Origin of the sequence: Paracoccus endophyticus (assembly GCF_003286075.1) — a bacterium.
Taxonomy (GTDB): Bacteria; Pseudomonadota; Alphaproteobacteria; order Rhodobacterales; family Rhodobacteraceae; genus Paracoccus; species Paracoccus endophyticus.
Genome location: NZ_QLUV01000009.1, coordinates 32,886 through 57,266, shown reverse-complemented (window position 1 = coordinate 57,266; position 24,381 = coordinate 32,886). Strand labels below are relative to the sequence as shown.

Annotated in this window: 16 protein-coding genes and 1 tRNA gene; 8 read left to right on the top strand and 9 right to left on the bottom strand. The window is 68.8% G+C overall.

Going from position 1 to position 24,381, the window contains the following annotated elements; genetic code table 11:
* Positions 1–9 precede the first annotated feature (9 nt).
* Both DPQ23_RS11120 and DPQ23_RS11115 read right to left on the bottom strand, forming a co-directional pair.
* Entirely contained in the window at positions 10–1,773 is a 1,764-nt protein-coding gene (locus DPQ23_RS11120; RefSeq protein ID WP_112874806.1) for an acetolactate synthase 3 large subunit, read from the bottom strand.
* 165 nt (positions 1,774–1,938) lie between these two features.
* Complete coding sequence (locus DPQ23_RS11115; RefSeq protein WP_112874805.1) at positions 1,939–2,769, bottom strand: arginyltransferase; 831 nt, start codon at positions 2,767–2,769, stop codon at positions 1,939–1,941.
* A gap of 284 nt (positions 2,770–3,053) precedes the next feature.
* On the opposite strand from DPQ23_RS11115, the gene DPQ23_RS11110 reads away from it, so the two are divergent.
* On the top strand, positions 3,054–6,089 hold the full coding sequence (locus DPQ23_RS11110; protein ID WP_162630721.1) for a [protein-PII] uridylyltransferase family protein: 3,036 nt from the start codon (positions 3,054–3,056) through the stop codon (positions 6,087–6,089).
* Positions 6,090–6,126: 37 nt separating this feature from the next.
* Here the strand turns inward: DPQ23_RS11110 and DPQ23_RS11105 are convergent, their stop codons facing one another.
* The gene (locus tag DPQ23_RS11105; RefSeq protein WP_112874803.1) at positions 6,127–8,217 is read right to left on the bottom strand and encodes a glycosyltransferase family 2 protein; all 2,091 of its coding nucleotides are present in this window, start codon (positions 8,215–8,217) and stop codon (positions 6,127–6,129) included.
* An 82-nt stretch (positions 8,218–8,299) separates the two neighbouring features.
* Entirely contained in the window at positions 8,300–9,451 is a 1,152-nt protein-coding gene (gene carA, locus DPQ23_RS11100) for a glutamine-hydrolyzing carbamoyl-phosphate synthase small subunit (protein WP_112874801.1), read from the bottom strand.
* 133 nt (positions 9,452–9,584) lie between these two features.
* Here carA and DPQ23_RS11095 point away from each other — a divergent pair, with 133 nt between their 5' ends.
* Positions 9,585–10,049: a GatB/YqeY domain-containing protein gene (locus tag DPQ23_RS11095; RefSeq protein WP_112874800.1), complete on the top strand. Its 465-nt coding sequence runs from the start codon at positions 9,585–9,587 to the stop codon at positions 10,047–10,049.
* A 106-nt stretch (positions 10,050–10,155) separates the two neighbouring features.
* Here the strand turns inward: DPQ23_RS11095 and DPQ23_RS11090 are convergent, their stop codons facing one another.
* The 5 genes from DPQ23_RS11090 to lipB form a co-directional block, all read right to left on the bottom strand.
* Positions 10,156–11,496 (bottom strand): MFS transporter, encoded by a 1,341-nt coding sequence (locus DPQ23_RS11090; RefSeq protein ID WP_112874799.1) that lies wholly within the window; start codon positions 11,494–11,496, stop codon positions 10,156–10,158.
* A gap of 104 nt (positions 11,497–11,600) precedes the next feature.
* Positions 11,601–12,110 (bottom strand): DUF2244 domain-containing protein, encoded by a 510-nt coding sequence (locus DPQ23_RS11085; protein ID WP_112874797.1) that lies wholly within the window; start codon positions 12,108–12,110, stop codon positions 11,601–11,603.
* Positions 12,111–12,179: 69 nt separating this feature from the next.
* Positions 12,180–13,856, bottom strand: a complete 1,677-nt coding sequence (ctaD, locus tag DPQ23_RS11080) for a cytochrome c oxidase subunit I (RefSeq protein WP_112874795.1) — start codon at positions 13,854–13,856, stop codon at positions 12,180–12,182.
* 182 nt (positions 13,857–14,038) lie between these two features.
* Positions 14,039–14,581, bottom strand: a complete 543-nt coding sequence (locus DPQ23_RS11075) for a c-type cytochrome (RefSeq protein WP_205961445.1) — start codon at positions 14,579–14,581, stop codon at positions 14,039–14,041.
* Positions 14,582–14,740: 159 nt separating this feature from the next.
* Positions 14,741–15,472: a lipoyl(octanoyl) transferase LipB gene (gene lipB / locus DPQ23_RS11070; RefSeq protein ID WP_112874793.1), complete on the bottom strand. Its 732-nt coding sequence runs from the start codon at positions 15,470–15,472 to the stop codon at positions 14,741–14,743.
* A gap of 146 nt (positions 15,473–15,618) precedes the next feature.
* On the opposite strand from lipB, the gene metH reads away from it, so the two are divergent.
* The 6 genes from metH (at position 15,619) to DPQ23_RS11040 (ending at position 24,343) form a co-directional block, all read left to right on the top strand.
* Entirely contained in the window at positions 15,619–19,368 is a 3,750-nt protein-coding gene (gene metH / locus DPQ23_RS11065; protein ID WP_112874792.1) for a methionine synthase, read from the top strand.
* 48 nt (positions 19,369–19,416) lie between these two features.
* A tRNA-Leu gene (locus DPQ23_RS11060) sits at positions 19,417–19,503 on the top strand.
* 320 nt (positions 19,504–19,823) lie between these two features.
* Positions 19,824–20,927, top strand: coding sequence for an ABC transporter ATP-binding protein (locus DPQ23_RS11055; protein ID WP_112874790.1), 1,104 nt, complete (start codon positions 19,824–19,826; stop codon positions 20,925–20,927).
* Between the two features lie 19 nt (positions 20,928–20,946).
* Positions 20,947–22,026 (top strand): ABC transporter substrate-binding protein, encoded by a 1,080-nt coding sequence (locus tag DPQ23_RS11050; RefSeq protein WP_112874922.1) that lies wholly within the window; start codon positions 20,947–20,949, stop codon positions 22,024–22,026.
* A gap of 69 nt (positions 22,027–22,095) precedes the next feature.
* Positions 22,096–23,184 (top strand): ABC transporter substrate-binding protein, encoded by a 1,089-nt coding sequence (locus DPQ23_RS11045; RefSeq protein WP_112874788.1) that lies wholly within the window; start codon positions 22,096–22,098, stop codon positions 23,182–23,184.
* Between the two features lie 73 nt (positions 23,185–23,257).
* Positions 23,258–24,343 (top strand): ABC transporter substrate-binding protein, encoded by a 1,086-nt coding sequence (locus DPQ23_RS11040; RefSeq protein ID WP_112874787.1) that lies wholly within the window; start codon positions 23,258–23,260, stop codon positions 24,341–24,343.
* Positions 24,344–24,381: the final 38 nt, after the last annotated feature.

Below are 24,381 nucleotides of genomic sequence, written 5' to 3'. Positions count from 1 at the left end.
GTTGCCCCCTTACACCAGGACCGCGCCGTCGGACTGGATGGCAGTGCCGATGTCCTCGGCCGCCTCCATGTCGCCCAGCAGCATTTCGTTGTGCGGCTTGCCCGACGGGATCATCGGGAAGCAGTTCTCGTGCTTTTCGACCAGCACGTCCAGGATGAACGGCCCGTCATAGGCGATCATCTCGCGGATCGCATCGTCCAGTTCGGCCGGGTCGCTGACCTGACGGCCCTTGCAGCCGAAGGCCTCGGCCAGCTTGACGAAGTCCGGCAGGCTGTCGGACCACGACTGGCTATAGCGTTCGCCGTGCAGCAGCTGCTGCCACTGGCGCACCATGCCCAAGCGTTCGTTGTTCAGGATGAACTGCTTGACCGGGGTGCGGAACTGCACCGCCGTGCCCATTTCCTGCATGTTCATCAGCCAGGACGCATCCCCGGCGACGTTGATGACCAGCGCGTCCGGGTGGGCCACCTGCACGCCGATGGACGCGGGCAGGCCATAGCCCATCGTCCCCAGCCCGCCCGAGGTCATCCAGCGGTTCGGCCCCTCGAAATGCAGGTATTGCGCGGCCCACATCTGGTGCTGGCCCACCTCGGTCGTGATATAGCGGTCATGGTTCTTGGTCAGCGCCTCAAGCCGTTCCACGGCGTATTGCGGCTTGATCAGCTTGTCCGAGTTCCGATAGCTCAGGCAGTTCCTGGCGCGCCATTGTTCGATCTGCGCCCACCATTGCCGGACGGCGGGGTTGGTCTTGCGGCCCCGCGCCTTCCAGATCTTCAGCAGGTCTTCCAGCACATGGCCCACGTCGCCCACGATCGGCACGTCCGCCCGGATCACCTTGTTGATGCTGCTGGGGTCGATATCGACATGGACCTTGACCGATCCGGGCGAGAAATCCGCCACGCGGCCGGTGATTCGGTCGTCGAACCGCGCGCCGATGTTGATCATCAGGTCACAGCCGTGCATGGCCATGTTGGCCTCGTACAGCCCGTGCATCCCCAGCATCCCCAGCCAGTTCTTGCCGCTGCCGGGATAGGCGCCCAGGCCCATCAGGGTCGAGGTGATGGGAAACCCCGTCGCCTCGACCAGTTCGGTCAGCAACTGACTTGCCGCGGGGCCCGAGTTGATGACGCCGCCGCCGGTATAGAAGACCGGGCGCTCGGCGCGCTCGATCAGCTCGGCCAGACGCGTGATCGCGCCGGTGTCCCCCTTGCGCGGGGGCTGATATCGCGCCCGCTCGATCTGCTTCGGCCCCAGATAGGTGCCGGTTGCGAATTGCACATCCTTGGGGATGTCGATCAGCACCGGCCCCGGCCGGCCGCAGGTCGCCACGTGGAAGGCGCGGTGGATCGTCGCGGCCAGGCTGTCGGTGTCCTTCACCAGCCAGTTGTGCTTGGTGCAGGGGCGGGTGATGCCGACGGTGTCGGCCTCCTGAAAGCCGTCCGTTCCGATCATGAAGGTCGGCACCTGCCCGGTCAGGACGACCAGCGGGATGGAATCCATCAGTGCGTCGGTCAGCCCCGTCACGGCGTTCGTGGCGCCGGGGCCCGATGTCACCAGCACGACGCCCGGCTTGCCGGTAGAGCGGGCATAGCCCTCGGCCATGTGGACGGCGCCCTGTTCGTGGCGGACCAGGATATGACGGATGTCGTTCTGCTGGAAAATCTCGTCATAGATCGGCAGGACCGCGCCGCCGGGATAGCCGAATACGGTATCGACGCCCTGATCGCGCAGCGCCTCGACCACCATTCTTGCACCCGTCATGCTTCGGGACATCGCCAGATCTCCATCGCCAGAAAATGCGGCAGGGCGGCATACGCCTGCTGCGCCGCCGCAAACTACGCAGCGCGGCTGGCAGGGTCAACGGCCCCAGGAAAGAAAAATGACGCAGGCAGGGTCTTTCTGCGCAACATTATGTCGCGCAGGGGCGTCAACGAGAAATCATCGTTCCGGCAGGTGGATCCGGGCCACCTGTTCAACGATCGGGTCGACCGAAAGCGGATGGGTGTCGGTCTCGTGGCGGGTGGGATCGCCCAGATCCTGCCAGGCCCCGCCCTTGTAGATTTCCAGCGCGCCGAACTGCGCCTTGTAGGCCATCTTGCGGCTGCCGGGCACCCAGTATCCCAGATAGACATACGGCAGCCCGGCGTCCTGCGCGATCGCCACATGGTCCAGGATCACGTTGGTGCCCAGGCTGTGGACGCGCCACGAAGGGTCATAGAAGCTGTAGACGAGGCTCAGCCCGTCATCCAGCAGGTCGGTCAGGCAGACTGCGATCAGGCGCGATCCTGTTCCGATGGCCGATCCATCCGGGGCAGGCTCGCGGTATTCGATGACGCGGGTGCGGACCGGTGTCTCCTCGATCATGGACGCGAACTCGAAGATGTCCATGTCGGCCATGCCGCCGTCGGCGTGACGCGTGTCCAGATAGCGGCGGAACAGGTCGAACTGCTCGTCCGTGGCCCAGGCGCTGGTCGCGACCCGGACCAGCCCCGCGTTGCGGCGCTGGATGCGGCGCTGGGTGCGCGAGGGCTGGAAGTCCCGCACCCGGATGCGCGCCGACATGCAGGCCACGCAGCTTTCGCAACTGGGCCGATAGACGACGTTCTGCGACCGCCGGAACCCCTGCCGCGACAGCGTGTTGTTCAGCTCGCGCGCGCCCTCGCCGGTCAGGGCGGTGAACAGCTTGCGTTCGGCCCGGCCGTGCAGATACGGGCAGGGTTGCGGCGCGGTGACATAGAACTGCGGCGCGTTGGGAAGGGAATGGCGCATCACGCACGTCCTGCCCACAGCCGGTCTGCCCGAATGCCCGTCGCTGCGGCCAACGGGTTCGGAGACGGCAGCGAGTCGGCGGGCGCAGGCAGGGGCACAGGTGTCGAACGCCGTTGAGGTCGATTTGACAGACCCTAGCAAAAGAAGCCCGCCCCGCCAAGCTGGCAATACCAAAGAGGCGCCGCAGATTTCCGGTGATTGCCGGCGGCAACACCCGCGTTCACAAGCGCGCGCGAACCCCGCGTGCCGTTGACCGCGGCCGCCCTGTCGCTAAGGGTCGCGCCATGGATTTCGCCCGCGCCATCACCCGCTTTCCTCTGGCCGCAGACCCCGCGCGCGGGGCCGCCGCCGTCGCCGCCCTGCCGCCGCTGCCCGACCCCTTGCGCCGCCTGGTGGCCGGAGCGGCGGGGTCGAGCCCCTATCTGGCCGGGCTGATCGCACATGAGGCCGGCTGGCTGGCGGATGCGCTGGACAGGGGCGATGTCGTGCGCCGCGAAACCGAGGGGCTGGAGGCTTTGGGCTCGGGCGATCTGGGCCCGGCGCTGCGCCGCGCCAAGCGGCGCGTGGCCCTGTGGACGGCGCTGGCGGACCTGGGCGGGGTCTGGACGCTCGAGCAGGTCACCGGCGCGCTGACCGACCTGGCCGACCGGGCAACCGATCTTGCCCTGCGGGCCCATGTCGGCGACGAGGCGCGGCGCGGCAAGCTGCCGCGCGCCCGTCCCGGCGCGGACCCGGTGGCGGGCGGGCTTTTTGCGCTGGCGATGGGCAAGATGGGCGCGGGCGAGCTGAACTATTCGTCCGACATCGACCTGATCGTGCTGTATGACGACGCCGCCTATGCGCCCGAGGACCAGCACGAGGCGCGCGCCGCCCTGATCCGCGCCACGCGAAAGGCGACCGCCACGCTGTCGGACCTGACCGAACACGGCTATGTCTTTCGCACCGACCTGCGACTGCGCCCCGACGCATCGGTGACGCCGGTCTGCATCTCGGCCGCATCCGCGCTGGCCTATTACGAGGCCGAGGGGCGCAGCTGGGAACGCGCCGCCTATATCAAGGCGCGGGTCTGCGCGGGCGACCGGGCGGCAGGCGAGCGTTTCCTGCGCGACCTGCGGCCCTTCGTCTGGCGCCGGCACCTCGACTTTGCCACCGTGCAGGACACCGAGGACATGCGCCGCCGCATCCGCGACCACAAGGGGCTGCACGGGCCGATCGTGGCGGCGGGGCACAATCTCAAGCTGGGGCTGGGGGGCATCCGCGACATCGAGTTCTTCACCCAGACGCGCCAGCTGATCGCCGGCGGGCGCGACCCCGACCTGCGCCCGCGTGGCACCGTGGCCGGACTGGCCGCGCTGGCCGCCAAGGGATGGATTCCGCAGGCGGTGGCAGACGAGCTGACCAGCCATTACCGCCGCCACCGCGAGATCGAGCACCGTGTCCAGATGGTGAACGACGCGCAGACCCACAGCCTGCCCTCGACGGCCGAAGGGGTCGCGGTGGTTGCGGCACTGGACGGGTCGGACGACCCTGCCGCCTGGTCCGAGCGGCTGGTGGCGCGGTTGCACCGCGTCGAGGCCCTGACCGGCACGCTGTTTTCCACCGACGAGGGCGAGGCCGAACGTCCCCCCCTGACGCCCGAGGCGGCCGCGACGGTCGAGGCCTGGCGCGGCTATCCCGCGCTGCGGTCGGGCCGCGCGCAGGAGGTGTTCTCGCGCATCGAGCCCAAGATCCTGACCAGCCTTTATCGGGCCGCCCGGCCCGACGAGGCGCTGCGCCGCTTCGACAGCTTCCTGCGCGGCCTGCCGGCGGGCGTGCAGCTGTTCTCGCTGTTCGAATCGAACCCGCCCCTGATCGACCTGCTGGGCGACATCTGCGCCACCTCGCCGCGGCTGGCGGCGCATCTGGCGCGCCACCCCGAGGTGCTGGACGCCGTGCTGGGGGGCGGCTTCTTCGCGCCCTGGCCGGGGGGCGTTGCGCTGCGGCAGGGGCTGGCCGATCTGCTGGCGGCGACGATGGCCGCCCCCGATGGCGGCTATGAGCGCTGCCTGGATGCCGCACGTCGCTGGGCGCACGAATGGCAGTTCCGCATCGGCGTCCATCACCTGCGCGGCCTGATCGAGGCCGAGGAGGCGGGCCAGCACTATGCCGACGTGGCCGATGCGGCGGTCGGCGCGCTGATCCCGCTGGTCGCGCAGGATTTCGCACGCCGCCATGGGCGCGCGCCGGGACGCGGCGCGGCGGTGCTGGGCATGGGGTCGCTGGGCGCGCGCCAGTTGAACGCCGGGTCCGATCTAGACCTGATCGTGATCTACGACCCGGCGGGGGCGGACGCCTCGGACGGGCCGCGGCCGCTGGCGATCCGGCCCTATTACGCGCGGCTGACCCAGTCGCTGGTGACGGCGCTGTCGGCACCGACCGCGGCGGGGCGGCTCTACGAGGTCGACATGCGGCTGCGCCCCTCGGGGCGGCAGGGACCCGTGGCGACCTCGCTCGACGCCTTTCGCGCCTACCAGATGGACGAGGCCTGGACGTGGGAACATCTGGCCCTGACCCGCGCCCGCGTCGTGGCGATGGTCACGGGCGCCGCGCTGGAGGAGGGCCCTGTCGCCGCCACCCCTTCGGCCGCGCCGGAGCCCGGGTCCGATGGGGGCGCGGCAGACAGCGCGTCGTCCGGGGCGCCGGTCGGTGCGGCACAGTCCTTGCAGCACGCGGCGCCCGGGCTGTCCCTGGCGGCCGAGATCGAGGCGATGCGCGTTGCCGTGCTGACCGCCCGCGGCCGCGACCCGCGGGTGCTGCCCGATCTGGCCCAGATGCGCTGGCGCATCTTTGCCGCGAAGGCCCCCGACAGCGCGTGGGAGGCCAAGATCGGCCGTGGCCGGTTGCAGGACATCGAGCTTTACGCGCAGTCGCTGGCGCTGCGCGCCGGTGCCCCTGCCCGCAGCGCGACGATGCAGCTGCGGGCAGGCCAGCGCGCCGGGCTGATCGCCCCGGCCGACGCGGCCACGCTGACCGAGGCGCACCGCTTTCTGTGGCGGCTGCAATGCGGGACCCGGCTGCTGACCGACCAGCCTTTGGACATGGCGACCCTGGGCCGCGGCGGGCAGGAGATGCTGCTGCGCGAGACGGGGTCGGACAGCCTTGACGCGCTGGCCGGGCGACTGGCCGACACGGTGGCGCGGGCGGGCGCCGTGATCGACCGCGCGCTGGCCGGCCGGGCGGCGCAGCCCGACGCGCTCAGCACCGGCACCAGCACCGGCACCGGCATCGGCACCGGCGCCGCGGGCCCGCAGGCTGTCACGAGACCAGACGGTCCGCCGTGACGGTGGACGGCCTGTCCATGGCTGCGTCACGCGGGCTTCAGCCGATCTGCCCGATGATCGGCAGGGGACGCTCGCCGTCACGGGGCGCAAGGGCCGCGGCTGCCGATGCGGGCCGGTCCGACTGGCCCGTCGTGTGCGGATCGCCGAACGGCACCAGGACAGTCGCGGGTTCGGTCTGCGCAATCGCCGTGTCGGGCGACACGTCAAAGACGCCGTGTGCGGTCTTGTCCCAGTAGAACGGCTTGACCACGATCTCGTAGGCCGCCTTCCACGCGGAAAGGCAGGCGAGCGGAAAGTACAGCGGCAAGGTCACCACCCAGGGGATCAGGTGCCGGTGGGTGCGACGGACCGACCAGAGGCCGACGACGAGGTTCAGTGCCTCGGACCCGATGAACAGGGCAATCGCGGCGATGGTCGCCGCGCGCCCGAAGGTCTCGTCCAGCGGGTGGGGGACGCCCACACACATCAGCCAGCAGCTCCACAGGACGGGCGCCAGCAGGAATTGCTGCACGGTGGCGAACATCTGAAGGTGAAACCCCAGGAACGCCGCCGGCCCCAGATCCCGCCAGAGCCGGACCGGCGCGCGCATGTGCACCCCCCATGTCATCGCAAACCCCTTGAGCCAGCGGGACCGCTGCCGGACCCAGGGGACGGTCCGGCAGTTCGCCTCCTCGTGGGTGGTGGTGTCCACGATCTCGGTCCGATAGCCCATGCGCGCCAGCCGGACGCCCAGGTCGGCGTCCTCGGTCACGTTCCAGCCGTCCCAACCACCGGCATGGTCCAGCGCCGCGCGGCGGATGAAGAACGTGGTGCCGCCCAGGGGGACGACCAGTCCCATCCGCGCCAGCCCCGGCAGGACGCCGCGAAACCAGGCCGAGTATTCCACCGTGAAGCAGCGCGCCAGCCAGTTGGTGCGCGGGTTGTAGAAATCCAGCGCCCCCTGAACGCAGGCGACCTTTGGGCCTGCCAGATGCAGGTGCCGCGCCACGCGGTGCAGCTGGTCGGGCTCGGGCCGGTCCTCGGCGTCCCAGACGCCGATGATGCTGCCCCGGCAGAAGTTCAGCGCATAGTTCATCGCCCGCGGCTTGGTGCGGATCGGCCCGTCCGGGACGGTGATGACCCTCATCCAGAACGGCAGCCGGGCCGCGGCCAGCGCCTCGCGCGTCACGCGATCGCTTTCCTCGACCACCAGCAGGCAGTCGGTCAGCTCGCGCGGATAGGTCAGGCCCGAAAGGCGTCCGATCAGGCGGTCGATGATGTCCTCCTCGCGGAACATGGGGACCATGACCGAGATGACAGGCAGCTCGGCCGTGATCTCGGGCTGCGGACGCAGCGCGGCCCGGCGCGCCTCGGCCTCGGCCGAGACCGTCGCGCGGAAGGCCAGCGCCTTGACCAGCGTGGTGGCGGCCAGCGTCAGGACGACCAGCGCCATCCCCAGCGCAAGGACTGCGGCGGGCGCGAACCACAGCCCGACAGCCAGCGCGGCGATGACGGCCAGCATGATCTGGCCCAGGCGCATCTCGTCGCGGGTCCGGCAGCTCAACGCGGGGTCCACGCAGGTTTCCGCGGCACGGATCAGCCGGGTGCGGCGGCTGTCCAGGATGGCGTCGCGGGCGGCCGTCGGGGCGCACAGCACCATCCGAAGCGTTCCGAAGCGCGAGGACAGCAGGTCCCTGACGCCGTCGAAGTCGTGCGGGCGCGAGGTTGCGACAAAGGTGACGCCGCCGACCCGCCGCCACGGCACCACGCCGGCGTTCAGGCACCACCCGGCGCCCGCCGCGTCGATCAGCCGCGCGTCGGGTGGAGAGCCGGACAGGTCCACGGCGCTGGTGCGCCATTGTCGCGCCAGTCCGCGGGCCAGTGCCGCCTCGCCGACCCAGCCGTTCGCCAGCAGGATTTCCCCCAGGCGCGCCGCCTGCCGCTGCTGGATGACCAGCGCCTTGAGCAGATTGCCCGGATCGACGGCCCCGTCCTCCAGCAGGATCTGGCCCAGCGGGCGGCGGTCGCGGGAGGGGGCGGGCGGCGCCGGGCGGTCGTCGGACCGCGCAGCGCGCGGGCGAAACCGCGCCACGTTGCCTGCCGGCTCGACCGCGGAAGCGTCCGCGCGGCGAATCGGTGTGACGGACATGGGCGACCTTTCGGGCGGGCAGGATGCCTCTTGATGCCCGACAAGGTCTTAAGCGGCGGTTAACGCGCCGCCTTTTGCCGGCCTAGCCTGCGCGGCGGTCGCGCATCGCCTGTGCAAAGCGGTCGAACAGATAGGTGCTGTCCTGGGGGCCGGGGCTTGCCTCGGGGTGGTACTGCACGGAAAAGACCGGCCGGTCCATCACCCGCAGCCCGCAGTTCGAGCCGTCGAACAGGCTGACGTGGGTTTCCAGCACACCCTCGGGCAGCGTCTGCGAGTCCACCGCGAAGCCATGGTTCATCGACGTGATCTCGACCTTGCCCGTCTCGACGTTGCGGACCGGATGGTTGGCGCCGTGATGGCCGTGGCTCATCTTGACCGTGCGCGCGCCAAGGGCCAGCGCCAGCATCTGATGACCCAGGCAGATGCCGAAGATCGGCAGGTCGCGGCCCAGCAACCCCTGGATCATCGGCACGGCATAGTCGCCGGTCGCTGCCGGATCGCCCGGGCCGTTCGACAGGAACACGCCCTCCGGCTCATGGGCCAGGATCTCGTCGGCCGTGGCCGTCGCCGGCAGGACGGTCACCTCGGCCCCCGCATGGGCCAGCGAGCGCAGGATGTTGCGCTTGGCGCCATAATCGACCGCCACGACGCGGAACGGCCTGTCCGGCCGCCCGGTGCCGAAATGGCCCGGCCATTCCCAGACACCCTCGGTCCAGCGATAGCTTTGCGCGCAGCTGACCTCGCGGGCCAGGTCAAGGCCGACCAGCCCCGGCCAGGACCGCGCCCGCGCCACCATGGCGGCGACGTCGAACCGCCCCTCGGGGTCATGAGACAGCACCACATGCGGCGCGCCCTGCTGGCGGATCGCCCGGGTCAGGCGGCGCGTGTCGAGGCCGCCGATGCCGATCCGGCCCCGCCGCTCCATCCAGGATACAAGGTCCGAGGACGCGCGCCAGTTCGACGGTTCCGTCGGGTCCCAGCGCACCACGATGCCGGCGGCGACCGGGTCGGCCGATTCGTCATCCTGGGACGTGACCCCGGTGTTGCCGATATGGGGAAAGGTAAAGGTCACGACCTGCGCGGCATAGCTGGGATCGGTCATGATCTCCTGATAGCCGGTCATGGCGGTGTTGAAGACCAGTTCGGCCACCACCTCGCCCGCGGCGCCGAAGCCCTGCCCGTAAAAGACCGTGCCGTCGCCCAGCGCAAGGCAGGCAGTCGGTTTGTTCGCCATGGCAGCACCCCCGGGAAAATCGGCTGACTGCTAAGGCAGGGGACGCGGGGGGTCAAGGGCAGGGCCGCCCGGTCCTCGGCTTGACCTTGCGGCGGGGCTTTGCCAACCGTGGCACCACCAGAGGGGGGATGACATGGACCTGCGCGACCGGATTTCCGCCGCCACCAAGGATGCGATGAAGGCCAGGAACGCCGACCGGCTGTCCACGCTGCGCCTGATCGGCGCCGCCATCAAGGACCGCGAGATCGCGCGCCGGGGCGACGGACACGAGAACGCCGCGCTGAGCGAGGACGACCTGATGGCCCTGCTGGCGCGCATGGTCAAGCAGCGCCAGGAATCGGCGCGCGCCTATGAGGAGGGCGGCCGGCTTGAGCTTGCCGAGAAGGAACAGGCCGAGATCGCGCTGATCCGCGAATTCCTGCCGCGCCAGCTCGACAGCGCCGAGGTCGCCGCCGCGGTGGATCGCGTGATCGCGGATCTGGGGGCGACCGGGGTGCGCGACATGGGCCGCGTCATGGCGGCGCTGCGCGAACGCCACGCCGGCCAGATGGATTTCGGCGCCGTCGGCGCGGTGGTCAAGTCGCGCCTGATGGGCTGAACGGCACTGCCCCCCGTCAGATCCGGGGCGGCGCAGGGCGCGCAGGCCCGGGCGGCCGGGCCTGAGGGTGCCAGCCACCGCATCAAGGGGGCGAGGGCCCGGGCGGCTAAAGCCGTTCGCCGGAGCGGGCGGCCTGGCGGGCCGCGCGGCGGGCGTCGCGCAGGTCCCGACCCAACCCCAAGCCCCGCCGGCGGGGGCGGGCCGCAAGCAGGATCGCGACGGCGACCACCATCATCACCGCCGCGGCGACGAACGGCATTCCCGGGGCGTAGATCGGCGCGCCCTCGCGCGTGAAGAACGCAAAGATCGACGTCATCAGCAGCGGCGACAGACCCATCGCGATGGCCGCGATCGAGGCAAGCACGCCCTGCAACTCTCCCTGCTGGCCGGGGGGCGCGCGGTTCGACATGATCTGTTGCAGGGCCGGCCCGCCCAGACCGGCCATGGCGGCCAGCGGCGTGAACGCCAGCGCCAGAACGGGATCGGTCACAAAGCCGTAGAAGCACAGCGCCACCACCTCGAGCAGGAATCCCGTGGTCGCTGTGCGCCACACGCCAAAGCGACGGATCGCGGGGCCGACCAGAACCCCCTGCACCAGCGCCATCGCCACCGCAAAGGCGGCCAGCGACAGGCCGATGTGCAGCGGGTCCCAGCCGAAGCGGGCCTTGCCGTAAAAGCTCCACACCGCGGGATAGACATAGGCCGCCAGGTGAAACAGCCCGAAGGTCAGCAGCAGCGGCCCGATGCGGGGCAGGCGCCCGATCGCGGCAAAGGCCGACAGCGGATTGGCGCGCCGCCAGCTGAAGGGGCGGCGGATGGCGTCCGTCACCGTCTCGGGCAGGACGAACCAGCCAAAGACCATGTTCGCCCCCGCCAGCACCGCCGCCGTCCAGAACGGCGCGCGCAGATCCACCGTAGACATGATGCTGCCCAGCACGGGCCCCAGCACGAACCCGACCGCGAACGCCGCCCCGATCAGGCCGAAGTTGCGGCCCTTTTCCTCGGGGCGCGAAATGTCGGCCATATAGGCCGCCGCGGTGGCGTGGGTGGCGGCCATGATGCCGCCGATCAGGCGGCCGACCAGGATCAGCGTGATCGTCGGCGCCAGCGCCAGCAGGACGTAATCCAGCGTCATCACCAGCAGCGCCGTCAGCATCACCGGCCGGCGGCCGATGGCGTCCGACAGGTTGCCGATCACCGGGCCGAACAGGAACTGCATGGCGGCGTAGGATGTGCCCAGCACGCCGCCCCAGACCGCCGCGCCGGCCAGGCCCTGCCCGGTCAGCTCCTCCAGCAGGTCGGGCATGACGGGAAAGATCAGCCCCATGCCGGTCGCGTCGATCAGCACCGTCAGCAGGACGAACAGCCGCGCAGCCTTGCCCGCGCTGCGGCCGGACGCGTCGCGCGGCAGGATCGCAGGCTGGGAACGGGGCGGCTTGCGGGGCATCACGGTCGTTCCGGCGAAGGGCGGCAGCGCCTCATTGCCACGGGCGCGCGGCGGGCGAAAGCACTGACCTTTCGCCATGCGGACGGGCCGGGCGCCGGCAGGGTTCAGCCAGCCCGGGGGTCGCGCACCGCGGCCAGCGCGTCCTGCAGGTCGGCGCGCAGCTGCCGGCGTTCGTCGGGGGTCAGAAAGGCCCCCAGTTCGATCTCGCGGCCGCCGCCGTCGGTCAGGGTCAGATAGGCCTCGACGGGCTGGTCGCGCAGGGCCAGCCGCACCCAATAGGGATTGCCCTGCCAGTCGCGCGGCGCGCGACCCGGATCGCGCCGCGTGACGTGCAGCAGGTCGGGCCGCAGCGTCAGCTGTTCCACCGTGCCGCCACGCCGCCACGCATATTGCATCGCGTACCACAGCGCCCAGACCGCCCCGGCGGCAAACGGCAGCAGGCCCCACAGGACCGCAGAGCCCACGACCGCCAGCAGCGGCAGCACCAGCGCGGTCGCCGCCCCCCCGATCGCCCAGGCGAATCCCGCGGGGGTCAGGGAACGATAGCGCCACAGGATCAGGCGGCGCACGGGCAAGCCGTCGCTGTCGATCTGATCGTGCCATTCATAGGGCATGGGACGCGTCCCTGAACGAAGGACGGCCCCGGATCGCTCCGGGGCCGGGTGGCTGTGCTGGGCCGGGGCTTAGTGCACCTGGCGCTGATCCCAGTCCTCGCGCTTGGGCAGTTGCTCGAACGTGTGTTCGGGCGGGGGCGAGGGCAGGGTCCATTCCAGCGTGTCGGCGTATTCGTTCCAGTAGTTGTTCTCGGTCACGCGCTTTCCGGCGAACAGCGTGTAGAACACGATCCCGATGAAGAACAGGAACGAGGCGAACGACAGGTAGGCCCCGATCGAGCTGATGTTGTTCCAGAACGCAAACTCGACCGGATAGTCGATGTAGCGGCGGGGCATGCCCTGACGGCCCAGGAAGTGCTGGGGGAAGAAGGTCAGGTTCGAGCCGATGAACATCATGAAGAAGTGCAGCTTGCCGGCCCATTCGGGATACTGGCGGCCGCTCATCTTGCCGATCCAGTAATAGATGCCCGCAAAGATCGCGAAGACCGCGCCCAGCGACATCACATAGTGGAAGTGCGCCACGACGTAGTAGGTGTCATGGTAGACCCGGTCCAGCGGCGCCTGGCTCAGCACCACGCCGGTCACGCCGCCGACGGTGAACAGGAACAGGAAGCCGAACGCCCAGAGCATCGGCGTCTTGAACTCGATCGAGCCGCCCCACATCGTGGCGATCCAGCTGAACACCTTGATGCCCGTGGGCACCGCGATGGTCATCGTCGCCAGCATGAAATAGGCCTGCTGCGTCAGCGACATCCCGGCCGTGTACATGTGGTGCGCCCACACGACAAAGCCCAGCACGCCGATCGCGATCATGGCCAGCACCATCGGCAGATAGCCGAAGATCGGCTTCTTGGCGAAGGTCGCGATGACGTGGCTGATGATGCCAAAGCCCGGCACGATGATGATATAGACCTCGGGGTGGCCGAAGAACCACAGGATGTGCTGGTACAGCACCGGGTCGCCGCCGCCGGCGGGGTTGAAGAAGTTGGTGCCGAAGTTGCGGTCCATCAGCAGCATGGTGATCGCGCCCGCCAGCACCGGCAGCGACAGCAGGATCATCCAGGCGGTGACGAACACCGACCAGGCGAACAGCGGCACCTTGAACAGGGTCATGCCGGGCGCGCGCATGTTCAGGAAGGTCGTGATGATGTTGATCGCCCCCAGGATCGACGAGGCGCCCGAGACGTGGACGGCAAAGATCGCCAGGTCCATCGAATAGCCGCCCTCGGTGGTGGACAGCGGCGGGTAAAGCACCCAGCCCACGCCCGACCCCAGCTGATCGTTGCCCCCCGGCGACAGAATCGAGGCGATCCCCAGCGCAACCCCGCAGACGAACAGCCAATAGGACAGGTTGTTCAGCCGCGGGAACGCCATGTCCGGCGCGCCGATGTGCAGCGGCATGAAATAGTTGCCGAAGCCGCCGAACAGCGCCGGGATGACGACGAAGAACATCATCAGGACGCCATGATAGGTGATCAGGACGTTCCACAGATGGCCGTTCGGCGTGCATTCCGCCGAGGCGTCGGCCACCAGCCGCGCGCCTTCCAGGCACATGAACTGGACGCCGGGGTGCTGCAGCTCCATCCGCATGTAGACGGTGAATGCGACAGAGATCAGGCCCACGAGGCCGGCAGTGAACAGGTAAAGGACCCCGATGTCCTTGTGGTTGGTGGACATGAACCAGCGGGTGAAGAACCCGCGGGTGTCATGGTGCTCACCGTGGCCGTGAACGGCGGCGTCAGCCATGCGATGCTCTCCCTCAGAATCGATGCCGAACCGGCGTCTGAACCGGCGGACTTCCCCCAGTTCTAGCGGAGATAGTCCGGTGCGGCAATGTGGCCCGGCAGGGTTTTCCTCATGGAAAGGCCCCCCGGCCGATGTGACCGGGGGGCCCAAAGTCTAACAGGCGCCGAAAGGCCCTGTTCCGATCAGTTGGTCGCAGGCGCGGCCGGAGCGGCGCCCGCAGCCGGAGCCGCGGCAGCCGGGGCAGCGCCCGCCGCCGGGGCAGCGGCCGCAGGGGCGGCGCCAGCCGCGGCAGCGCCGCCCGCGTCAGGCGAGTGCTGGGCCAGGAAGGCGATCACGTCGGCCTGGTTCTTGTTCAGCTTGAAGGTCATCTTGGTCTTCAGCTTGGGATCGCCGGTCTTTTCCTGCGTGTAAGCGTTCGGATCGGTGATGTAGTGCTCCAGATCCGCGGGGGTCCAGACCTCGCCGGCCTCGCCCAGTTTGATCAGGGCTTCGGAGTACTTGAAGCCTTCCTCGCTGCCGGCCTTGCGGCCGACGACGCCATACAGGTTCGGCCCGGTCTTGCCGCCCTTGACGATGTCGGTGCCATCGGGGGCCTGAACCATATGGCAGGCCTTGCATTTCTTGAATTCGCTCTCGCCCTTGGCGGGATCGCCGGCGGCATCCTGGGCCACGGCCGGGACGGCCAGAGCAAGCACGGCAAGCGTGGCATAAAGGCTGATCTTCATCGCGTTGTCCTTTGCAGCGAAGGGATGATCGTCGGGGTTCGCGGCCCCCTGCGCACCATCGCTAGCACGGGGCTCTGGCACCTCAACACTGCAAAAGTCAAAAAGTGCCCGGTTTTCATCACACGCTTTCGGGATTGTGACGATGGGACCCGTTTCCGCTCAGCCGCGGGCCTGCAGGGTCATGCGGGCCGCAACAACAGGAAAGGTCTCGCGCAGCGCCAGGTCCAGGTCGGCCATCGTGACCGGCAGGCCCAGGTCCACAAGGCTGGTGACGCCGTGGCCCTGGATGCCGCAGGGCACGATTCCGGCATAATGGCTCAGGTCAGGCTCGACGTTGATCGAAATGCCGTGAAAGCTGACCCAGCGGCGCAGCTTGATGCCCAGGGCTGCGATCTTGTCCTCGCGCGTCGTGCCGTCGGGCAGGGGGGGCTTGTCGGGGCGGGCAATCCAGACCCCCACGCGGCCATTGCGGATCTCGCCCTTCAGGCCGAATTCGGCCAGCGCCGCGATGACCCAGCCCTCCAGCGCCGCGACAAAGCGCCGCACGTCGCGGCCGCGCCGGTTCAGGTCCAGCATGACATAGACGACCCGCTGGCCCGGCCCGTGATAGGTGTATTGCCCCCCGCGTCCGGTCGCGAACACCGGGAATCGGTCCGGGTCGGTCAGGTCGGCGACCCGCGCCGAAGTGCCGGCGGTGTACAGCGGCGGGTGCTCGACCAGCCAGATCGCCTCGGGCGCGCGGCCGTCGTGGATCGCCGCGACCCGCGCCTCCATCCACGCCACGGCGTCGGGGTGGGCGGTCAGGCCGGGCGAGATCAGCCATTCTGGATCGACCGCTCCTGCACCGGCAACGGCGGGGCTGGCAGTCAGGACAAGCGGTTCGGCAAGCATGGGGCCATGCGTGCCCCCGGCGCGGACAGGATGCAAGAGGGCGCAACATGAGCCGCGTGCATGATGCGACTGAGAATCATGCGTTTCACTTTTCCTGCCGTTCCGAGCTAGAGAGCAGGATGCTGCGCTTTTCCAAAGGTCCCGCCATGCCCGCCCTGCCGCTGTCCCCCGCCTTTGCCGCGATCCGCGCCGCGGCCCGCGACCGCATCCTGATCCTGGACGGTGCGATGGGCACGCAGATCCAGCAGCTGGGCCTGGGCGAGGACGATTTCCTGGGCGGGTCCGGCCATCAGGGTTGCGGCTGCCATATCCACAGCGACCGGCCGCAGCAGGGCAACAACGACCTGCTGAACCTGACCCAGCCCGAGGCGATCGAGGCGATCCACCTGCGGTATGCGCTGGCGGGGGCGGATATCGTGGAAACCAACACGTTTTCCTCGACCACCATCGCGCAGGCCGATTACGGCATGGAAGCGCGGGTCTTCGACCTGAACCGCGAGGGTGCGCGGCTGGTGCGCCGGGCGCTGGACGCGGCCACCGCGCAGGACGGGCGGCCGCGCTGGGTCGCGGGGGCGCTGGGCCCGACGAACCGGACCGCCTCCATCAGCCCGGACGTGAACGATCCGGGGTTTCGCGCCGTCACGTTCGACCAGCTGCGGGTGGCTTATGCCGAGCAGATCAGCGGCCTGATCGCGGGCGGCGCCGACCTGATCCTGATCGAGACGATCTTCGACACGCTGAACGCCAAGGCCGCGATCTTTGCCGCCGAGGAGGTGTTTGCGGACACCGGCCTGCGCCTGCCGGTGATGATCTCGGGGACGATCACCGACCTGTCGGGGCGCACGCTGTCGGGGCAGACGCCGACGGCCTTCTGGCACTCGGTGGCCCATGCCGCGCCCCTGACGGTGGGTCTGAACTGCGCGCTGGGGGCAAACGCCATGCGCCCGCACCTGAAGGAGTTGTCCGAGGTCGCGGACACGCTGATCTGCGCCTATCCCAACGCCGGCCTGCCCAACGAGATGGGCCAGTACGACGAGACCGCCGCGCAGATGGCCGCCCAGATCGCGGGCTTTGCAGAGGAGAGGCTGGTCAACATCGTCGGCGGCTGCTGCGGATCGACGCCCGAACACATCGCCGCCATTGCCGAGGCGGTGACAGGCAAGGCGCCGCGATCGATCCCGGACATCCAGCCCCGCCTGCGCCTGTCCGGGCTGGAGCCGTTCGTGAAGACCGACGACATCCCCTTCGTCAACGTGGGCGAGCGCACGAACGTCACCGGATCGGCCCGCTTTCGCAAGCTGATCACGGCGGGCGACTATCCCGCCGCGCTCGAGGTCGCGCGCGATCAGGTCGAGAACGGCGCGCAGATCATCGACGTGAACATGGACGAGGGGCTGATCGATTCGGCCGCCGCCATGACCGCATTCCTGAACCTGATCGCGGCCGAGCCCGACATCGCCCGCGTGCCGGTGATGATCGACAGCTCCAAGTGGGAGGTGATCGAGGCCGGGCTGAAATGCGTGCAGGGCAAGCCGGTCGTGAACTCGATCAGCCTGAAGGAGGGCGAGGCGGCGTTCCTGCATCAGGCGCGGCTCTGCCGCCGCTACGGCGCCGCCGTGGTGGTCATGGCCTTCGACGAGACCGGGCAGGCCGACACCGAAACCCGCAAGGTCGAGATCTGCGCGCGCGCCTATGACCTGCTGGTGGCCGAGGGCTTTCCGCCCCAGGACATCATCTTCGACCCCAACATCTTTGCCGTGGCGACGGGGATCGAGGAGCACGACAACTACGGCGTCGATTTCATCGGCGCGACCGCCCGCATCCGGCAGTCGCTGCCGCATGTCCATGTCTCGGGCGGCGTGTCGAACCTGTCGTTCAGCTTCCGCGGCAACGAACCCGTGCGCGAGGCGATGCACGCCGTGTTCCTGTACCACGCCATTCAGGCCGGGATGGACATGGGGATCGTGAACGCGGGGCAACTGGCCGTCTATGACCAGATCGACCCCGCGCTGCGCGAGGCCTGCGAGGATGTCGTCCTGAACCGCCGCCCCGCGGCAGGCGACTCGGCGACCGAGCGGCTGCTGGAGCTGGCCGAACGATTCAAGGGCGAGGGCGGGGCCAAGGCACGCGAAAAGGACCTGTCCTGGCGCGAATGGCCCGTGGACAAGCGGCTGGAACACGCGCTGGTCAACGGCATCACCGAGTTCATCACCGAGGACACCGAGGAGGCGCGACTGGCCGCCGCCCGCCCGCTGCACGTGATCGAGGGACCGCTGATGGCGGGGATGAACGTCGTGGGCGACCTGTTCGGCGCGGGCAAGATGTTCCTGCCGCAGGTGGTGAAGTCGGCCCGCGTGATGAAGCAGGCCGTGGCCCACCTGCTGCCCTGGATGGAGGCCGAGAAGGCTGCGAGCGGCGGCGGGTCCAGTTCCGCGGGCAAGGTGCTGATGGCAACCGTCAAGGGCGACGTCCACGACATCGGCAAGAACATCGTGGGCGTTGTCCTTGCCTGCAACAACTACGAGATCATCGACCTGGGCGTGATGGTTCCGGCGGCCAGGATTCTGGAAACCGCGCGGGCCGAAAAGGTGGACATCATCGGCCTGTCGGGCCTGATCACCCCCTCGCTGGACGAGATGGTGCATGTCGCCTCCGAGATGGAGCGCGAGGGCTTCGACATCCCGCTGCTGATCGGGGGCGCCACCACCAGCAAGGTTCACACGGCGGTCAAGATCGATCCCCGCTATCGCCGGGGCCAGACCGTCTATGTCACCGACGCCAGCCGCGCCGTGGGCGTCGTGTCGAACCTGCTGTCGCAGGAAAAACCCTCGTTTGTCAGCGACGTGCGGCAGGATTATCAGGCGATGGCTGAACGCTATGCCCGTGGCGACGCGGACCGCACGCGGTTGCCGCTTGCCGATGCCCGCGCCAATGCCGTGGCGCTGGACTGGGCCGGCTATGCCGCGCCGCAGCCGTCGTTTACCGGGACGCGGGTGCTGGCCGACTGGGACCTGGCCGAGATTGCCCGCTATATCGACTGGACGCCGTTCTTCCAGACATGGGAGATGAAGGGCGTCTATCCCCGCATCCTGGACGACGAACGCCAGGGCGCGGCAGCGCGGGCGCTGTTTGCCGACGCGCAGGCGATGCTGGACCGCATCATCGCGGAACGCTGGCTGTCGCCGCGCGCAGTGGTGGGGTTCTGGCCCGCCAACCGGGTGGGCGACGACATCCGCCTGTGGACCGACGAGGCGCGGCAGACCCCGCGCGCCACGCTGCACACGCTGCGCCAGCAGGTGACCAAGCGCGACGGCCGCCCGAACGTCGCGCTGGCCGATTTCGTCGCACCCGCCGGCCAGCCCGACTGGGTGGGCGGGTTCGTCGTGACGGCGGGGGACGAAAGCGCACGGCTGCAGGCGTTCCGCGACGCCCACGACGATTTCTCGGCGATCCTGCTGCAGGCGCTGGCCGACCGGTTCGCCGAGGCGCTGGCCGAGCTGCTGCACCAGCGCGTTCGCCGGGACCTGTGGGGCTATGCCCCCGATGAACCCTTCGCGCCCGAGGATCTGGCGGCCGAACCCTATCGCGGCATCCGCCCGGCGCCCGGTTATCCGGCCCAGCCCGACCACACCGAGAAAGCGACGCTGTTTGCGCTGCTGGACGCCACGGCGGCCACGGGGGTGGAACTGACCGAGTCGATGGCGATGTGGCCCGGTTCGTCCGTCAGCGGCCTGTATCTGGCCCACCCCGACGCCTATTATTTCGGCGTGGCCAAGGTCGAGGCCGACCAGGTGGCCGACTACGCCGCGCGCAAGGGCATGACCCTGGCGCAGGCGGAACGCTGGCTGGCGCCGGTGCTGAACTATGTCCCGGCCGCGTCGGTGGCGGCAGAATAACCCTTTTCAAGCGCGCGATCCGTGGCTATGTCACGCCCGTCACGGATCGCGGTCGTGGCGGAATTGGTAGACGCGCAGCGTTGAGGTCGCTGTTCCTTAACCGGAGTGAAAGTTCGAGTCTTTTCGACCGCACCATGAACACGGGCGCCCCTCGCCGGGCGCCCGTTTCCGTTTGCCCCATCCCTGGGCAAAAGGCCTGCCAGCGTGCAGCCCCCCGGTGTCGCGGCCGAAACCGCTGATCCGCGCCGAGATTGTGCGCAAATACAATCGTTTCAACTCATGTCCCTGGACATCGCGTCACGGACCCGCCGCTGACGCCGCAGGGTTTCCCGTAAGGTCGTCGCAATCGCGCGGTCAAACTGTCGCAGATCGTCGTTGCATCGTCGTGCTGCCGCCGCATAGTCTGGCATCGCGCAAGAACCAACGACAAATGACAAACGACAGGGAGCCGCGCATTGACACTGCCATCGGGCAACGACGGGTTCGTCGTCTTTGATCACGTGCAGAAAAGCTATGACGGGCAGACGCTTGTCGTCAAAGACCTGAACCTTTCCATCGCAAAGGGCGAGTTCCTGACGATGCTGGGCCCGTCGGGATCGGGCAAGACCACCTGCCTGATGATGCTGGCCGGGTTCGAGACCGCGACCCACGGCGAGATCCGGCTGGACGGGCGCAACATCAACGACGTGCCCCCGCACAAGCGCGGCATCGGCATGGTCTTTCAGAACTATGCGCTGTTTCCGCACATGACCGTGGGCGAAAACCTTGCCTTCCCGCTCGAGGTGCGCGGCGTCGGCAAGGCCGAGCGCGAAAGCCGCGTGGTGCGGGCGCTCGACATGGTGCAGATGGGCCGCTTCAAGTCCCGCCGTCCGGCGCAGCTTTCAGGCGGGCAGCAGCAGCGAATCGCGCTGGCGCGCGCCCTTGTCTTCGACCCCAAGCTGATCCTGATGGACGAACCCCTGGGCGCCCTGGACAAGCAGCTGCGCGAGCATATGCAGTATGAAATCAAGGCTCTGCACAACAATCTGGGAATCACCGTCGTCTATGTGACCCATGACCAGGGCGAGGCGCTGACCATGTCGGACCGCATCGCCGTGTTCAACGACGGGCGCATCCAGCAGCTCGCCCCCCCGGCGCAGCTGTACGAACAGCCCGACAACAGCTTCGTTGCGGGGTTCATCGGGGAAAACAACGCTCTGCCGGGCGTCATCGAGCAGCTTGAAGGCGGCAAGGCGCTGGTCCGGCTGGCCACGGGCGAGCTGATCGACGCGACCCCCGTCAACGTGCGCGAGGTGGGGCAGCAGACGCTGGTCTCGATCCGCCCCGAACGGGTCGAGTTCAAGCCCGAGATGATGCCCGCGGGCGCCCACACCATCGACGCCGAGGTTCGTGACGTCATCTACATGGGCGACATCCTGCGCGCCCGGATGAAGGTCGCCGGCAGCGACGACTTCGTGATGAAATTCCGCAACACCCTGGGCCAGACACGGCTGGACCCCGGTCAGCACATCCGCATCGGCTGGAATCCCCAGGATGCGCGCGCGCTGGATCTTGTCTGACCTTCCCAAGGAGAAGTCCATGAAACGCATTCTGATCACGACCACCGCCCTGATCGGGCTGGCCGGAACGGCCTCGGCCCAGGACAAGGTCTTGAACGTGCTGGACTGGGGCGGGGCCTATGGGGCGTCGCACGCGGTCGCCTTCAACAAGCCCTTCGAGGAGCAGACCGGCATCAAGGTGATCGTGGCGGATGCCGACAACCCCGCGACCCCGATCAAGGCCATGGTCGAGGCCGGCAACGTCACCGCCGACGTGGCCAGCGTCGAACACGCCGACGCGATCCGCATGTGCGACGAGGGGCTGCTGGAGAGGATCGATCCCGCGATGCTGGCCAAGGGGGCCGGGGGCGAGGACGCGATGGACGATTTCATCGAGGGCACCATCGGCGAATGCTTTGTCGCGACCGACGTCTTCGCCACCGTGCTGGCCTATGACGAAAGCCGGTATCCCGACGCCAAGCCCGACAAGCTGAGCGATTTCTTCGACCTGGCGACGTTCCCGGGCAAGCGCGGCATGCGCAAGGGGGCCAAGGTCAACCTCGAGATGGCGCTGCTGGCCGACGGCGTGGCGCCTGCGGATGTCTATGCGACGCTGGGCACGCCCGAGGGTGTGGACCGTGCCTTTGCCAAGCTGGACACGATCAAGGACCAGATCGTCTGGTGGGACGCCGGCAGCCAGCCGCCGCAACTGCTGGCCGACGGCGAGGTGGTGATGACGATCGCCTACAACGGCCGCATCTTTAACGCCGCGGTCGAGGAGAACAAGCCGTTCAAGATCGTGTGGGACGGCCAGGTCTATGAATTCGAGGGCTGGGTGATCCCGAAGGGCGCGCCCAACCTGGAAAACGCCAAGCAGTACGTCGCCTGGACCACCGCCCCCGAGCCGCTGGCACGCGCCGCCGAGCAGATCAGCTATGGTCCGCCCCGCAAGTCCAGCCAGCCGCTGGTCGGCATGTTCAAGGACGGCAAGACCGAGATGGCGCCGAACCTGCCCACGACCGAGGCGAACCTGACCAACGCACTGTCCACCGACGTCGAGTTCTGGGTGGACCGCGACGGCGAGCTGAACGAGCGTTTCAACGCCTGGCTGGCGAACTGACGAATGGCGGCGCGCAGGACAGGGTCCCTGCGCGCCGCCGTCTTTGCCCCGAAGGGATCACCGCACCGAATGCCGCTGCCGCGTCGCCTTGCCCTGACCGCCTTGCTGGTTGCGCTGCCGCTGTCCGGTCGTGCGGCCGAGCTGAAGGTGCTCAGCTGGGGGGGCGAGTTCAGCGCGGCGCAGCAGGCGGCCTTTGCCCGTCCCTTCACGCAGGCGACCGGCATCGCGGTGGACATCGTGGATGCCGAAAGCCCGACCGCGCTGATCAAGTCGCAGGTGACGGCGGGCAACGTCACCTTTGACCTGGCCAGCGTCGGCCTGGCCGATGCGGTTCGGCTGTGCGACGAGGGGCTGGCGCTGCCGATCGACCACAGGGCGCTGGCGCCCGGCGCCGATGGCAGCCCGGCCGCACAGGATTTCCTGCCCGGCACGCTGGGCCCGTGCTTTGTGCCGACGGATGTCTATGCGACCGTGATCGCCTATGACGCCTCGCGCCCCGGCGGCGCGCCCCAGACCATCGCCGATTTCTTCGACGTCACCCTGTTTCCGGGCCGCCGCGGCCTGCTGAAAGAGCCGCGCTTTACCCTTGAGATGGCGCTGATGGGCGACGGGGTGCCGGCCGATCAGGTCTATGCCACCCTGTCCACGCCGCAGGGGCTGGACCGCGCCTTTGCCAAGCTGGACCAGATCCGCCGCAACGCCGTTTGGTGGGAGGCGGGGTCCCAGCCCGTGCAGCTGCTGGCCGACGGCGAGGTGGCGATGACCATGGCCTATAACGGGCGCATCTTTGCCGCGCAGATCGACGAGGACCGGCCGTTCCGCATCCTGTGGGACGGGCAGGTCTACGAGACCGAGGGATGGATGATCCCCAAGGGCGCGCCCAACCCCGAGGAGGCGCTGCGCTTCGTGGCCTGGACGACCGCGCCCGAGCCTCTGGCGCGGGCGGCCGAACAGCTCAGCTACGGGCCGCCGCGCCGATCCTCGCAGGCGCTGGTCGGGGTCTACGCCCGGGACGGCAAGACCCCGATGGCGCCGCATCTGCCGACGACGCCCGAGAACATGAAGAATGCGCTGGCGATCGACACCGGCTTCTGGGTGGACCACGACGCCGAGCTGACCGAACGCTTTGCAGCCTGGCTTGCGGGCGCAGACGAATGACGATCGGGGTGCCCGCGCGTGCCCCGGCCGTCCACAAGCGGCCGCATGACGGTCGAGACACAGGGAGACTAGGATGAAATCGCTTCTGATCCTGACCACGGCGCTGACCGGGTTGGCGGGCGCCGCCCTTGCGCAGGACGGCAAGACCCTGAACGTCGTCTCGTGGGGCGGCGCCTACACGAAAAGCCAGATCGAGGCCTATAACAAGCCGTTCGAGGCCAAGACCGGCATCAAGGTCAACATGATCGACGCCGACATCCCGGCCGTGCCGCTGAAGGCGCAGGTCGAGGCGGGCAACGTCACCGGCGACGTGTTCGACATCGAAGTCGCGGATGCGATCCGGCTGTGCGACGAGGGCGCGCTGGTCGAGATCAACCCCGACGACCTGCCGCCCGCGCCCGACGGCACGCCCGCGCGCGAGGATTTCGTGGACGGCGCCCTGCAGGAATGCGCCGTCGCCAACATCGTCTGGGGCACGGTCATCGCCTATGACAAGACCAAGTTCCCGGACAATCCGCCGACCACCGCGGCCGACTTCTTCGATCTGGAAAAGTTTCCCGGCAAGCGCGGCCTGCCGAGCAACCCCAAGCGGACGCTGTATCTGGCGCTGGTCGCCGATGGCGTTCCCCATGACCAGGTGTTCGACGTGCTGAGGACGCCCGAGGGCGTGGACCGGGCCTTCGCCAAGCTGGACACGATCCGCGACGACGTGGTCTGGTGGGACGCCGGCGCCCAGCCGCCGCAGTTGCTGGCTGACGGCGAGGTGGTGATGACGACCGCCTACAACGGCCGCATCTTCGACGCGATCGTGTCCGAGAAAAAGCCGTTCGAGGTGATCTGGGACGGCCAGTACATGGACATGGACCTGTTCGCGATCCCCAAGGGGGCGCCGAACCCCGAGGCCGCGATGGAGTATCTGAAGTTCGCCACCGCAACCGAGCAGCTGGCGAACCAGGCCAAGTGGATCAGCTATGGCCCGGCGCGCAAGTCCTCGACCGCGCTGATCGGGCTGTACCAGGACGGCGTCACGGACATGGCGCCCCACATGCCGACCAGTTCCGAGCACATGAAGACGGCCGTCATGGACGATCCCGATTTCTGGGCCGACCACGAATCCGAACTGAACGAACGGTTCGGGTCCTGGCTGGCGTCCGGCTGATCGAACGCGCCGCCGCGGCGCGCAGTCGCGGCGGCTGC

Excerpts from the sequence above, each read along its gene's own strand:
- DPQ23_RS11120 (WP_112874806.1), bottom strand. The coding sequence starts at position 1,773 with ATGTCCCGAAGCATGACGGGTGCAAGAATGGTGGTCGAGGCGCTGCGC.
- DPQ23_RS11115 (WP_112874805.1), bottom strand. The coding sequence starts at position 2,769 with ATGCGCCATTCCCTTCCCAACGCGCCGCAGTTCTATGTCACCGCGCCG.
- DPQ23_RS11110 (WP_162630721.1), top strand. The coding sequence starts at position 3,054 with ATGGATTTCGCCCGCGCCATCACCCGCTTTCCTCTGGCCGCAGACCCC.
- DPQ23_RS11105 (WP_112874803.1), bottom strand. The coding sequence starts at position 8,217 with ATGTCCGTCACACCGATTCGCCGCGCGGACGCTTCCGCGGTCGAGCCG.
- carA (WP_112874801.1), bottom strand. The coding sequence starts at position 9,451 with ATGGCGAACAAACCGACTGCCTGCCTTGCGCTGGGCGACGGCACGGTC.
- DPQ23_RS11095 (WP_112874800.1), top strand. The coding sequence starts at position 9,585 with ATGGACCTGCGCGACCGGATTTCCGCCGCCACCAAGGATGCGATGAAG.
- DPQ23_RS11090 (WP_112874799.1), bottom strand. The coding sequence starts at position 11,496 with ATGCCCCGCAAGCCGCCCCGTTCCCAGCCTGCGATCCTGCCGCGCGAC.
- DPQ23_RS11085 (WP_112874797.1), bottom strand. The coding sequence starts at position 12,110 with ATGCCCTATGAATGGCACGATCAGATCGACAGCGACGGCTTGCCCGTG.
- ctaD (WP_112874795.1), bottom strand. The coding sequence starts at position 13,856 with ATGGCTGACGCCGCCGTTCACGGCCACGGTGAGCACCATGACACCCGC.
- DPQ23_RS11075 (WP_205961445.1), bottom strand. The coding sequence starts at position 14,581 with ATGAAGATCAGCCTTTATGCCACGCTTGCCGTGCTTGCTCTGGCCGTC.
- lipB (WP_112874793.1), bottom strand. The coding sequence starts at position 15,472 with ATGCTTGCCGAACCGCTTGTCCTGACTGCCAGCCCCGCCGTTGCCGGT.
- metH (WP_112874792.1), top strand. The coding sequence starts at position 15,619 with ATGCCCGCCCTGCCGCTGTCCCCCGCCTTTGCCGCGATCCGCGCCGCG.
- DPQ23_RS11050 (WP_112874922.1), top strand. The coding sequence starts at position 20,947 with ATGAAACGCATTCTGATCACGACCACCGCCCTGATCGGGCTGGCCGGA.
- DPQ23_RS11045 (WP_112874788.1), top strand. The coding sequence starts at position 22,096 with ATGCCGCTGCCGCGTCGCCTTGCCCTGACCGCCTTGCTGGTTGCGCTG.
- DPQ23_RS11040 (WP_112874787.1), top strand. The coding sequence starts at position 23,258 with ATGAAATCGCTTCTGATCCTGACCACGGCGCTGACCGGGTTGGCGGGC.